Consider the following 11918-nt stretch of genomic DNA (forward strand, 5'->3'; position numbering starts at 1 on the left):
AGGAGCTATTTGGTCTTGAAACCTTTGGATCGCCTCTTTCATCTTTTTTGATATAAGCTTTATTTAAGCCTATATCTCATAATGTGAAATTCCGCATAGCATTACTTGAAGGTTTGCCAAATGAGGTTTTATATAATTAATTGGAGATCCTGATTTAAACAGATACAAGGAGTGTAAAAATGAAAAAAGGATTAATAGTTGGTGGAACGATTGTGTTTTTCGTGGCTCTGTTCTACAGCATATATGAATTTGAAATCCACAAGAAAGTCATGGAGATGAGTAAGAATGACACACAGAGAGCTATAGCTAAACACAGAACTCCATAGTAAAGACTATGGAATTGTCCAGAAGACTCTGTAAATGTGGCACTTCTTTCATTTGCCACAAAACGCCTATGGTGCCAATAACTTCTAGGGATAAATTCCTAGCCTCTGCTCTGCCTTTTCGTTCATCCATAAGAAGCAAGATAACTCCCAACCCATTATACCCTCTAGAGTCTCCCATGTCTGCAAGTTTTTTATAGTATTTCCGATAGTCCTTTAAGTAAATGTAGGCATAACGGCGTTTGCCTTTGATTAAAGAGATCAAACCGACTTTTTCTAAGATGTAGATCAAACCGACTTTTTCTAAGATGTCTAGTTGCATCCGCAAAGTTCTAGGGACAATTTGTAGCACATATTTAGCGTAGTGTCTATCTAGGGCAATCTTGTTGCTTGAAACACGCATAGCCAACTTGCAAAGCAGAAGATATAACTGCCTGCAACCCGATGAGCCATAAAAAAGTATTGCTGACTCACATAGGGTGTTGGTATTGAAAATCTTGTAATCAATGTCTTCTTGCCATCTAAAATAGTGGTTTTTAGTTCCTTTGGAATAGGCCACATTGGCATTCCACATCTGTTTTAAATCTTTAAAATCTAAATTAGGCTTGACAATCTTATGCCTATAACACATCTATGCGTCTCCCAGTGGTGGGACTTAGTGGAGGCTGAGGAGTAAAAAGTTACATTCTGGTAAGAATGTGGTGCAAACAGCGCACAACAATAGGAGGTTGCTCCCTACTATGTGCTTAAAAAGAGCCTTAGTAAGATTATGCTTACCATATCCATAAGATTAAACCATCTACTAACTCACAAACAAATATAGCCATTTCAGCCTCATAAAAGCCTCATATGCCACAACTTTGCTAAAAAACATCTAGATCGTTACCCAAGTCCCAAAAGCGATTGTAGAGCGTTTTAGAGCGATTTTAGCACATAGCACAGAAAGCTTGTTTTATCCCACTTGTTCTACAACACTCCATAAACGCTCTACAACGCTTTCCAACACAAAAACGATGTTTGGTACTCCCCACCTTCTATCTATCGCTCTATGAGCCTCCTAGACCCCTTAAAACACTATTTATGAGTTTGACTTTCTTCAAACAGCCTTCCAAACTCTTGATTCTCCAAAAATCTGTGTTCTGCCAACTTCTTTGGATTATCACAGTCTAGCAGTCCGTATATCCGATCGCCCAAGCTGTGTGAAACCCCAAACACCACTAATCCTACTAGCTGTTGGTTGTAGGATACTCTGTAACCTCTGTTTGTTCCGCACACTCTCCCACAGACTCCAGTCTCATCCTAAACCCCTTGAATCTCCAGCCAATACAACAATCTCTCACTTAGAAGCCTCTCTTAGGGGTTTGGGGGCTTGCCCCCAAGAGTCAAATCTTCATGGTAGCCAAGCTCTAGCTTGGCAAACCGAAAGCTTAAATCATTTCGTGCTTGTACTTTCTGTGGCATGGGGGTATTACCAACACCGCAAACGGCATGCTCACGGGCGCGTCATGTACGCGCGCGGTTAAAAAGAGTTTTTTGATTTTAACAGTTTTTCATAGCCAATATGTTAGCGGGGGCACTTTTTAACTACAAATGGGGAATTAGCTACATTTTTATAAAAATATGCTATAACTGCCAAAAATTCAGAATTAGAACTTAAAGAAAAATAGGCGAAAGTGAATTGTAACGATTTGCTTTATAAGCAACTTAAAGCTCTAAGATATGATTTAGATGCTTTGGCAATTTTGGAGTTACAAAATACAAATAACCCAACTAAGCTCGAACAACTATCACAAAAAAAAGCAGAAATTATACGAGAAACAGCGATGGTTGTGCTAGCCAATGAATGGGACAGCGATGATGTAGGTGGCATCAACACTTCACAAGACACCATTAAGTCTCTAAAACATTTTGTAGGACTCATTACTAGCTTAGAAAGTATGTTGCTTAAAACCATCCGTCCTGACTTAAAACAAGACTTACAAGAAGGCATTAAAGATTGCATTGAACACATGCAAACCGCTTTGATCACACGGAGCGAGCAAGCAGACAAAGAGGACATTCCTCTACATAATCCTCAGATCACCCAAACACCTAAACCAGTACAATCCATCAAAGATATAGTCCAAGAAACCCCACAGTCACAGACAAAAGAACTGTGAAAAAAGTGGTTGAAAAAACCACAGAAACAGATTTCAGGGGGGTAGCTACATACCCCAAAGCCGAATGGATAGCAATGTGGCAGAAAACCCTCAGAGCGGATTACGGTCCCATTGTGTATTTAGGGGAGTTAGACCCAAGAAAGGGGCTAGAGAGCTCTACAGAGCCACACAGGTACACACACCACATTAGAACCCAGCGCCCCTTGGAGGCCTTAAAAGAGTGCGTTAAATACCTTGCTAAAAGGAACAAGATAGCCAAGCTTGACCAAGAGCAGTTTTTGACTCTTGATGACCAAGCCAAAGGCATACGCCAATACAATTTGGGGGGCTTGTCAAAAACAATCAAGCCATTACCTCCCCCGAGCCACTAGATCCAAACCTTTGGGAATTTTTGGAAAAAAGAGTTTTACCAACCACGCCGTAANNTATGGGAGAGTATGTCAACTTTTAGTGTGGGCAAGATTACAAGCAAGTGAGCGAAGGCAAGTTCTTAAAACTCCAAGACCCAAGCCACAGGGCAAACTATGCTAACAAGCTTCGCGCGCCCCTCCCCGCTAGGGGGTATATGGTTTACAAATCATGCTCCCCCCTAAAGGGACATAGCGCAAGCTTGTTTTGGTGAGTTTGTTTCTAAAATATATTGAAAGTTTTTTCTATCTGTGCTTTTGTCTGTAAATGTGATTTACCAATAAATAAGTAGAATTAAGTAAAACAAATAGAATAAATTTAAAGCTAAGGTACTTTGTGCTAGATCCTATCTCAATGGCGATAATTAGTAAAATAACCGGTTGGTTGTGTGATAAATTGCTTTATAAACTAGATAATCTTGGTAATCTTGAGCATGGGTTGATGGAGAAAGAGATTTTTAGTAATTTGATAGAATGTGCAGAAAAAATTGAAAAGGAAGCTAATCCTTTTTGCAAACGTCAATGTTTTTTAGAGCTAATATGCGCTATTTTGCGTCCTTTGCAAAGTGAGCTTTTATTAGGGGCTTTGGAAGAAGGCGAACAAACTGATAAAAAGATTAAAGATAAGGAAGAAGCAACAAATTATATTTTTGGACAAGAAATAACGGAAAAGTACATATGACCATTGGATTGTAAACTAGAATATGATGCTTCTCAACATGAATTATATTTTTACAAGGATATTATTCTTGTTGTCCCATGGAATAGAAGTGTTTCTTATGATAGATATATCCAAGCACTTTGTAACTATGGAAATGGTAAGCCCCAACCATGGAAACAAGACGCTGGTAATCATCAGGTGGTGTTGTGGCTTCCTTGGCGCATTGCTTTTGCTGATAATGGCAGACATTCCATTGCAGCTGGTATTTTGAATGCTGCAAGCACTCCTTTAAAACCTACAGCAATCTATGATATGTCGTCTGTGTTGGATTTAATTGATACAGATGGAGAGTATTTCTATTATAAAGAGACTAAAGAAACTAAAAGAAAAATAGCAAGAGTTAAATCAGGACGTTATGCAGCTGTTTTTAAAATAGGTTGTTATATTAACAAGTGTGAAGAGAAATTTAAGATTGAAAATCTGTCAAAATCTAGTCAATAATTGAATGGCATATAGCTTGGCTAGCTTTAGATGAGCTTGTGCTTTAGCATATTAGAGCTAACAATGTGGATTACAGATCTTGCGTGTGTTACACACGATAATAATGAGTGTGCTGAACGAACGAATAGCCCTTATTTGCGCTGTTGTTCTCTGTGCTAAAAATCTTTTCCTCCACCTAGTCCGATGACTCACAACTACCTTGTGTGATCTGATGAACAAGCAAGCAAGCACAATCACCCTCTAGTCGTCCTATGACCAAGACCGCCCGACTAAAACGACTCCGTTCTACAACTAAACATCTCACTTCAAAAGCCAAAAGCGCGCCTCCAATTCATGTGAATCGAAGCGATTCACTCCACTAGGCGCGCAATGCGAAAAAGCGTTGCACTAAATTCCGAATGTATGAGCGTATAGAGTTTTTGTATTGCTCCCCCTATAAAAGGGATACGAAGTGCGGAGCTTAGAAGTTATAAACATAGTTCTAGTAGATGGATACATTGCGTCTGAAAGTCATGGTTGTTTTAGTTCCTGCTCCAGCGCATGTTCCTCTAATATAACAACCTGTAGTTATAGTTTTGGTTTGTGTTGTGGTGTAGTATGGATCATCAATGGTTGGGGGTACGCATGCCAAAATTCAAAGCCTTGGTGTTTAGTGAGATTAGTCCGAAAGCCCATGTTGACTACAAATTGTACATAGGTAGGTGAAAAAATTGACTGTAGTGCCTGTGTTTTGTTGACATTCTCTGCGCTTTGCTCATAGAATGGCATAACGCCGTTTGATAGGGTTAAAAAGTTTTGTTAAAAGGATGTGTTTTGATAGTTTACTATCGTTGTAGTGTTGCTTAAAATGATATTGCATAAATGAAGCAAAAGCTCATCAATACCGTGTTCTATAAGCGAGACTGAAGACAGTTAAGTACCATTAAACAAACTTTTATGCCAACCAAACTACAATCCACTTTGAATTTGCGCATTGTATAATGGGAACGACGATTGATACTTTAAAGAGAAAGGTATTTAGGAAGAAAGATTACGAACTCCGACATCGTGGTTTCAAAAATGTCAAGGCGGTTTGTAAGATGAAGATAATATAAGAGATCTATCCGTTTGCAGATACCTAATGAAATGGTCACACTCATTGGTAGTACAGACAAGTCCACCAAAATGTTACAAAAGGCACTTATACTTTACCCCTACATCAAAAACCAGGTCATTTCTTACGGTAAAGCAGCAAGAGATACTGAAGATAAAGAAATGGGATTTGATGGAAATCTACAGCGAAAATGGCATCCCCATTATTGATTACAGCATGGAAGAAGTGCAAGTAGGGGTAGAAAAATTGAGAGCACTACTAAAAGCGAAATCTTGAGTAAGATCTCAAAGATTTTGCTAGCTGTTTCTGATACAACACCGTTAATTTCTTTTTTTGAAAATGGATGCGTTGGGATTGTTGGGCGATCTCTTTGAGAACGTAGCTATCTCGTCGGGTGTGTTTATCGAGCTCACAAGCAATGAAAAATTTCAAGATGAAGCCACACAAATTAGAGAATGTGGGTTCATCCATGTTTGCCATGTACCCGATGAAGGAGAGGCAATGAGATTACAGAATATGGGGTTAGACTTAGGTGAAAGCGAATCAATTGTTTTAGCCCAAACTACTGAAACTAAGTTACTCCTAATGGATGAGAAAAGAGGCAGGAAAAAAGCAAAAGAACTAGGTTTAGATGTTGTGGGCACTATAGACATCTTATTGTCAATGAGAGAACATGGGCTGGTTTCTCACGCGCAACTTTGCATTTTTATCCAAGACATCAAAAAGCACAGGCGTTTTATAAGTCAAGAATTGTTGGATGATCTTTTTGCTTTAAGCGTGTCAATTGATGCTAGTGCTAAAAACAAATGACTGTTGCAATTAGAGAATGAATATGGGAGTGTTCACTGTCTTTTTTTTTGACCTTGGTATAGGACTAAAATCTCTGCGTCTTTAAGGTAGCTACACTTACCTTGGCGATACAAGAGGATTCTTGCAACGGTTTCTCTTTATGGTAAATGGTAAGCAGATAACTTATTTAAGGTCTTTATCATCCCTACAAACTTCTTGCAGAGAAAATTTAAGTCCTTTGCCCTCTTGTAACTCTCGCACTGCTTCTAGGGTCTCTTGATTAGGTTCTAAGACTTCTCTTAATATTAATGAACACTTCCACACTCTGTTGGGGATCGGTGTCTAAGACCACCACATCTTTTTGGGTCTTGAGAAATTGTAGTGCCAAGTTAATGCACAAGGTGCTTTTACCACTCCCTCCCTTTTCATTGGCGATGGTGATGATTATAGACTCTCTTTAGTTGGAAATACTTTAAAATAACAGACTTTAAAATACCATACAAGAACTCAAAATAACTTATAATACCACAACATACCATATTTTACAACATTGTATCACACCACAATATAACATCGTTGTAAATACAATATAAGTATTGTAAATAGTGGTATTGTAATATAATCTCTGCCATGCCAAAAACCTAGTCTTTCTTTGTCCGTAACGGCATGTAGAGGGCGCAATAAAATTGTCCAAGAATTTCAATATCATAGTCAATCATTATCAATTTTTCTTACACCAATAAACTTAATTAAACTCGATCACAGATAACAGCCAAGTAACACTAACAAGCGAAAATAAAACAAGAATGCTTGTCATCTTATCTTGCAAAATATCCTAAAAAATCACTCTTTGAAGGATAATTTTTGTATCATATAAAGCTAACGTATGATAAAAGCCTTCAAAATGCCTATTTTGGTGGCTTAATTCCCACAAAAATGTATGACAAATACGTGGGCATTTGTCGTACAAGGTAAAATCTTGCATATACAAAAAATACACACATATTTTAAGTTATAATGCCTATATGAAACCGATTTTTTCTTCTTCTAAGAGTTTCTGCCAATGCCTAAAGAGAATAAAATATTGAATTTTAATGTGCATTTCACTCCTAGTGAGTTAGAGCAGATCGAAATAAAGCACAAGAGAGAGAGGATTGAATATTGCTAAATATCTATATTTCTGTGCCTTGAATCATCAGTTTTAGTAAGGGAAGAGTAAAAAGATTTCCCAACCACATAAATCAACTGAGAATTGTTCTATAATCCATAGTAAGAACGCAAGTGTTCTATAGCCTCCTTAAAGACTTCAGGCGAATGAGTTTCTAGTACAGTTTGACCATCTTTATTTAAAATAAAACCAATTTTGACAACATCGGTGTTTTTCAGCTTTGGAAAAGTTTTATTTGAAATTTCTGTATAAGAACTGCCAAACAATACAACAGTTCTAATGATCTTGGTGTTTGGGTAAAACTTTGTCATATAGCCATCCTCAAAAGCATCAAAATTTTCTAGCTCTTTAATTCCATCTTTAAACCACTTGGGCTAGCATATCTATGCGCGCTTGGGGATTGTTTTCTAATGCTTTGTAGCACGGATAGTCTAGGCAATCTGCCATAGGCAAAAACCCCAAATCCTCACTTGTAAAAATCCCACATTGGCAAGCAAGACCGCTCTTGTGTTGTGCTAGATTGTAAGTGATGGCATGAAGTCCCATTGCTTGGGCAATCTGTGCGCTGTAGTATTCGCTATAACTCTCTGTGCCTATTTGCCCTTTAATCAGTCTAATAATCCCATCTTCCCCCTATGCCAACACTTCCTGGCATACCATTGGTGGTGAGCTCTGGAGATGGGCGTTTTTCATTCTCTCTAAGCTTGGTGCTAAAACCCATAAGAGCCACTGCCTCCAAAGGTTCGCTAAAAGGGTTGTTGTAGAGATTAAAATCCTCCCAAGTATATTGCCCTTGTGTGGGTGTAATCCAAAAGGTATCGGTAAGTGAGAGGGCAAGACTGGCACGCACATAGGACAAGGGGTCGTTCTCTGCGATGCCTGCAGAAAACAAGATTTGGCGCATAAAACAGCGGTGCTTGGGGATACGACGCTTGATAATCCTAAACATTAACCTTTAGCCACAGAAAAATCCAGCTTAAAGCGTTTGCTAGCCACCTCTTTTAAGATGCCCAAATCTTTGAGGCGCAAAATGTCTAGCTCTATGTCTGTTTTTTGCACCTTTAAAGCCATGGCGACACAATCCCCTCTTAAATTCTTTAAGTGTCTTTCAAACAAAAACTTAAAAAAGCTTACGAACTCCCAACCCTCAAAGGGGATACTCACAAATCCGCTTGGCAAGTTTTTTAGGTTGAAACTCTGTATTTTAAAGTTGACCGCTTCCGCGTATCTGTGTAACGCTCTTACCACCTAAGCCGTAGTTATCCGTGCTAATCTCCTCGATGATGACGGTGGTAGAAGCAACGCGATCGCGTTTTAAAACTTTAGCGACCACTTGTGTAACCTCTGCGATTAGGGCTTGCTTTTGTTCTTTTGTGGGTTGTCCCTCTTCTTGGGTGATTTTGATGTTGATAAAAGGCATAATCTCTCCTTACAAACTTATCGGGTAGGCTTGGCAGATTCTAACACTTGCACATTAATAAATGCCAAGAATTTTTCACTTTGTAGCCGCAAGCCCCCATACAGCGAGGTTTCTAAGTGTTTTTCTGTGTATTTTTCAAAACTCCTCTTTTGGCATTCGTGTCATACAGCGTAACTTTGTTTTAAATGCGATCACGGCTTGAGATCAAACATATATAACTTGGAATCTGAAGTAACAAAGAGCGCAGAAGTTTTTAAATCAAAGGCTAAATTACTCACCACTTGGGGCATAATGATTTCGCCCAACATGTTGCCTTGGGGGTTGAAAACCTGAATGCCATGTCCGTTACTAACCCATAGATTGCCTTGCAAATCGACCTTGATTCCATCAGGAAAACCGGGAGTGATTATGGCAAACACCCGTCCATTGTGTAGGCTTTTGTCAGAGGAAACATTGTAGGCTAAAACCTGGTGTTTCAAATGAGAATCGTTAGGATTGTAGGCAAGTTGACTATCAGCAATGTAAAGAATTTTTTCATCAGGACTTAGGGCTAGTCCGTTGGGGCTTTTGAGTAAAGGGGTGTTTAAGCGCACCACCTGTTTAGTCTTGGGATTGTAGCGGTAGACGAACTCACCCTCTTGTGCAGCGGGTTGTCCTGATTTGAGTAACCCAAATTTGGGATCGCTAAAATAGATATTGCCCTGACGATCCACAATCACATCATTGGGGCTGTTAAACTTCTTGTGATGATAAGTGCTTGCCAGCACCTGCCAATGCTTATTTTCTAGGCGTTCTAAATCCCTATTGCCATGGCTCACCGCTACCAAATGTCCTTTGGGATCTAGGGCATGCCCGTTTTGGTGGTGCGATGGCTTGAGGAGTACCCGCATTTTAAATCCGTGGCGGATTCTTTGGAATAACAAGACCTCATTGCCTTCTACATCGCTCACCACCAAATCGCCATTAGGGAGCACCTGCGGTCCTTCAAGCCACAACCCTTGACTATAGAGGATTTTAGGCTGGGTGTGGGTGTTGATGAGGGCACTAAATTTTTTGTCATAAACCTTAAAGATCGCCTCTTGAGCGGGTAACAACGCACATAGGCACAACCACAAGATGAGCTCTCTCATACCAGCTATTTTAGTGGGTCTTGACTAATGAGATTTAATGCGCGCGGTGAAAAACCACATTGCCAGGCGTGTTATTTGCCTGTTGTTTGGGCTAATTTTTGGGGGTATCTCTCCTCGACTATGGCGATTTTGCCTAGCTCCTCATTAAAGGCTTCTGGTTCGCTCTCTTGCCACTGCACGCTCAAAGCCCTGATATTTTTTACTAAGCGCGCTTTAGCGGTATCAAAAAGTTAATGCCCAGTGTTGTCAAGGGGTCTTTTTAGAATTGCCCTTATAAGTAGGGCTTAAGGGGTTTAAAAAATCCTTTTGCTCTTTAATCATTTGGGTGTAAAGTTGGATTTTATGGGCGATTTTTTGCTCGGCGTGGTGCAGAGTCTCTAGTTGGGCGTACAAGGTTTCTAATTGCTTTTGTAAAAGAGCTTTGCGTTGTGGCGCGCTTTTTAGCCCTTGTTGGGCTAGCTCAATGTAGGTTTTGATCTTAGCTAGGGGCATGTTACACGCGCGCAAACATTGCACCCACTCCACCCACGCAATATCGCTTTTAGAAAAGTAACGCACCTCGTTTTGATCGCTCTGCACGTAAGGGAACAATCCCTTATCACACCAAAAGCGGATTTTACGCGAGGGGATGCCTGTTTGCCTTTCAACTTCTATAATCGTGTATGCCATGTACCTAGTCTTTGGCGGGGACGATCGCGTCTATCGCACTGATAGCATTCAAGGCTCTAGGGTAGGGTAGCCCACAACAGGGATGAGTGCGCTAACCACGCCAATGAGCTTCGCGCACTCATTGCCCATGTTTAAATTGCCCCTAATATGGGCTTTGAGTTGCGCCTTTGCCCCGCCTATTGGGCTAGGTTAATGCCTTTGGCACTAAAAAGCCCTGCACTCGTGCAAAGCCCACATAGGGGATGGCTTGGTATAAAATCTCTCTAATGGCTTGGGGTTGTAGGTGTTCTAGCGCGCTTTCTAGGGCATTGGTGTAAGTGGGCACAGAGCCTAGTGCAATTAAGGAGGCTAACAACACTTGGCTATACTTAAGCGGGGTTTAAGCCTGAAGTTTGCAGGGCTTCTTGCAAGGCGAAGTGGGTGAAGGTGTTAAACATTTGTGGGTCATTTTTAAGGGGGCTGTTAGCAAAGGGGTTAAAGGCACTCTTAGCAGGTTTGATAGAGTCTAGTGCCTTGTTATACTGCGCATCGCTTAGCTTTTCTAGCCAATGGACATTCTCCCCATTTTTATAGCCTGTGAGGGCTAAATGCACCCCGCTTGTGTGCGCCCCAGCCCCATGCCAGTGCTTCACGCCCGGCGACCAAGAGATCACCCCGCCTACTTGCGCTATGCTCACTTATGCCTCGGCACTGCCCATGTAAATCTCCCCCTCTGTTACTAAGAGAGTTTGCCCTGCGGGGTGGGTATGCCATGCACTGCGCGCCTTTGGGGCAAAATGCACGACCCCACCGCTAAAATTGCGCCACTTGGTCGGACCAAACAGGGCTTGGATTTGCACCTGCCCGCTGAATTTATCGCTAGGACCTGCATAACTCTTAAAATCCGCCTTTGTGCGTATCTCTTGCATGGATTTTTCTTTGTGTATGGTGTGTGCTCCAAGTAGGGCAAATGCGAGTAGTGAAGAAGGGAGAATTTTAGGCATTTTTGACCTCTATGTGTTTGATGATTTTAGCCGGGCTGCCCCCCACGATGACATTATCTGGGACATCTTTAGTCACCACCGCTCCGGCTGCCACAATGGAGTTTTCTCCGATGGTAACCCCGGGGCAAATCGTGGCGTTAATGCCAATCCATGCCCGATCTTTGAGCACAATGGGCTTACAAAAAGTCATGCGCCGCTTGTGCGGGTTGATGTCGTGGTTGATGGTGGTAAGACACACCCTAGGACCGATGAAGACATGATCGCCAATCTCAATCCCGCCCCGATCCATAAAAGTGCAACATGCGTTCATAAAAAAGTGCTTGCCAAAGCTAATGTTGCGCCCAAAATCCACATAAAAAGGGGGTAAAATCGTGTTGGTTGCATCAAAGGGCTTGCCGGTCAGCTCGCCCATTAATTCTTGTATCTCTTTGGGGCTCAACTCTTGGGTGTTGAGCTTGTGGATGAGCTTTTGGGCGTTTGTGATCACGCTATAGATTTTATGGAACTCAGGATCGTCCATACTCACCATCTCCCCGTTTAAATCGCGCTCAAAAATGTCTTTCATGCGAACTCCTTTTTAAAATCAGGGTATAAAGCATATAAATCGCTCATCAC

Annotated in this window: 15 protein-coding genes and 2 pseudogenes; 4 read left to right on the forward strand and 13 right to left on the reverse strand. The window is 41.0% G+C overall.

Annotated features, from left to right (window positions below):
* Window positions 1–306: 306 nt before the first annotated feature.
* The gene (locus tag C5684_RS09555; RefSeq protein ID WP_233708693.1) at window positions 307–897 is read right to left on the reverse strand and encodes a hypothetical protein; all 591 of its coding nucleotides are present in this window, start codon (window positions 895–897) and stop codon (window positions 307–309) included.
* A gap of 1099 nt (window positions 898–1996) precedes the next feature.
* On the opposite strand from C5684_RS09555, the gene C5684_RS06800 reads away from it, so the two are divergent.
* From C5684_RS06800 to C5684_RS09750, 3 genes and pseudogenes are all read left to right on the forward strand, one after another.
* Window positions 1997–2482 (forward strand): hypothetical protein, encoded by a 486-nt coding sequence (locus C5684_RS06800; protein ID WP_104639831.1) that lies wholly within the window; start codon window positions 1997–1999, stop codon window positions 2480–2482.
* A gap of 5 nt (window positions 2483–2487) precedes the next feature.
* Entirely contained in the window at window positions 2488–2853 is a 366-nt protein-coding gene (locus C5684_RS09805) for a protein rep (protein WP_407645774.1), read from the forward strand.
* Between the two features lie 391 nt (window positions 2854–3244).
* Window positions 3245–4051: pseudogene (locus tag C5684_RS09750) on the forward strand (DUF6710 family protein).
* Between the two features lie 567 nt (window positions 4052–4618).
* Here C5684_RS09750 and C5684_RS09810 read toward each other — a convergent pair.
* The gene (locus C5684_RS09810; protein WP_233708696.1) at window positions 4619–4819 is read right to left on the reverse strand and encodes an outer membrane beta-barrel protein; all 201 of its coding nucleotides are present in this window, start codon (window positions 4817–4819) and stop codon (window positions 4619–4621) included.
* 682 nt (window positions 4820–5501) lie between these two features.
* On the opposite strand from C5684_RS09810, the gene C5684_RS06820 reads away from it, so the two are divergent.
* Window positions 5502–5954: a DUF3368 domain-containing protein gene (locus tag C5684_RS06820; protein ID WP_148259647.1), complete on the forward strand. Its 453-nt coding sequence runs from the start codon at window positions 5502–5504 to the stop codon at window positions 5952–5954.
* A 277-nt stretch (window positions 5955–6231) separates the two neighbouring features.
* Here the strand turns inward: C5684_RS06820 and C5684_RS06825 are convergent.
* The 11 genes and pseudogenes from C5684_RS06825 to C5684_RS06875 all read right to left on the reverse strand — a co-directional run.
* Window positions 6232–6381, reverse strand: a pseudogene (locus C5684_RS06825) (nucleotide-binding protein); the annotation flags it as partial.
* Window positions 6382–7190: 809 nt separating this feature from the next.
* Window positions 7191–7412, reverse strand: a complete 222-nt coding sequence (locus tag C5684_RS06830; RefSeq protein ID WP_034582646.1) for a hypothetical protein — start codon at window positions 7410–7412, stop codon at window positions 7191–7193.
* 302 nt (window positions 7413–7714) lie between these two features.
* Window positions 7715–8050: a hypothetical protein gene (locus tag C5684_RS06840; protein ID WP_199764513.1), complete on the reverse strand. Its 336-nt coding sequence runs from the start codon at window positions 8048–8050 to the stop codon at window positions 7715–7717.
* Window positions 8050–8265 (reverse strand): hypothetical protein, encoded by a 216-nt coding sequence (locus C5684_RS06845; RefSeq protein WP_233707514.1) that lies wholly within the window; start codon window positions 8263–8265, stop codon window positions 8050–8052. The genes C5684_RS06840 and C5684_RS06845 overlap by 1 nt, the downstream gene beginning before the upstream one ends.
* A 40-nt stretch (window positions 8266–8305) precedes the next feature.
* The gene (locus tag C5684_RS06850) at window positions 8306–8521 is read right to left on the reverse strand and encodes a tautomerase family protein (RefSeq protein WP_006018038.1); all 216 of its coding nucleotides are present in this window, start codon (window positions 8519–8521) and stop codon (window positions 8306–8308) included.
* Between the two features lie 191 nt (window positions 8522–8712).
* Window positions 8713–9651 (reverse strand): SMP-30/gluconolactonase/LRE family protein, encoded by a 939-nt coding sequence (locus C5684_RS06855; RefSeq protein ID WP_104639835.1) that lies wholly within the window; start codon window positions 9649–9651, stop codon window positions 8713–8715.
* 246 nt (window positions 9652–9897) lie between these two features.
* On the reverse strand, window positions 9898–10320 hold the full coding sequence (locus C5684_RS06860) for a MerR family transcriptional regulator (RefSeq protein WP_104639836.1): 423 nt from the start codon (window positions 10318–10320) through the stop codon (window positions 9898–9900).
* Between the two features lie 184 nt (window positions 10321–10504).
* Complete coding sequence (locus C5684_RS09570; protein WP_013891051.1) at window positions 10505–10675, reverse strand: hypothetical protein; 171 nt, start codon at window positions 10673–10675, stop codon at window positions 10505–10507.
* Window positions 10676–10688: 13 nt separating this feature from the next.
* Window positions 10689–10997 carry a cupin domain-containing protein gene (locus C5684_RS09815; RefSeq protein ID WP_104639837.1) on the reverse strand — a complete coding sequence of 103 codons (309 nt, stop codon included), beginning with the start codon at window positions 10995–10997 and terminating at the stop codon, window positions 10689–10691.
* Window positions 10998–11228: a cupin domain-containing protein gene (locus C5684_RS09820; RefSeq protein WP_407645773.1), complete on the reverse strand. Its 231-nt coding sequence runs from the start codon at window positions 11226–11228 to the stop codon at window positions 10998–11000. It lies immediately after the preceding gene.
* A gap of 67 nt (window positions 11229–11295) precedes the next feature.
* A complete protein-coding gene (locus C5684_RS06875) occupies window positions 11296–11868 on the reverse strand; it encodes a sugar O-acetyltransferase (RefSeq protein WP_104639839.1) in 573 nt (190 codons plus the stop codon).
* Between the last annotated feature and the right edge of the window lie 50 nt (window positions 11869–11918).

Source organism: Helicobacter bizzozeronii, from assembly GCF_900196775.1.
GTDB lineage: Bacteria > Campylobacterota > Campylobacteria > Campylobacterales > Helicobacteraceae > Helicobacter > Helicobacter bizzozeronii.

Coding starts and splice junctions, on each gene's coding strand:
- C5684_RS06855 (WP_104639835.1), bottom strand. CDS start 9,651: ATGAGAGAGCTCATCTTGTGGTTGTGCCTATGTGCGTTGTTACCCGCT.
- C5684_RS06850 (WP_006018038.1), bottom strand. CDS start 8,521: ATGCCTTTTATCAACATCAAAATCACCCAAGAAGAGGGACAACCCACA.
- C5684_RS06860 (WP_104639836.1), bottom strand. CDS start 10,320: ATGGCATACACGATTATAGAAGTTGAAAGGCAAACAGGCATCCCCTCG.
- C5684_RS09555 (WP_233708693.1), bottom strand. CDS start 897: ATGTGGAATGCCAATGTGGCCTATTCCAAAGGAACTAAAAACCACTAT.
- C5684_RS06830 (WP_034582646.1), bottom strand. CDS start 7,412: ATGACAAAGTTTTACCCAAACACCAAGATCATTAGAACTGTTGTATTG.
- C5684_RS06840 (WP_199764513.1), bottom strand. CDS start 8,050: ATGTTTAGGATTATCAAGCGTCGTATCCCCAAGCACCGCTGTTTTATG.
- C5684_RS06875 (WP_104639839.1), bottom strand. CDS start 11,868: ATGAAAGACATTTTTGAGCGCGATTTAAACGGGGAGATGGTGAGTATG.
- C5684_RS09810 (WP_233708696.1), bottom strand. CDS start 4,819: ATGCCATTCTATGAGCAAAGCGCAGAGAATGTCAACAAAACACAGGCA.
- C5684_RS09820 (WP_407645773.1), bottom strand. CDS start 11,228: ATGCAAGAGATACGCACAAAGGCGGATTTTAAGAGTTATGCAGGTCCT.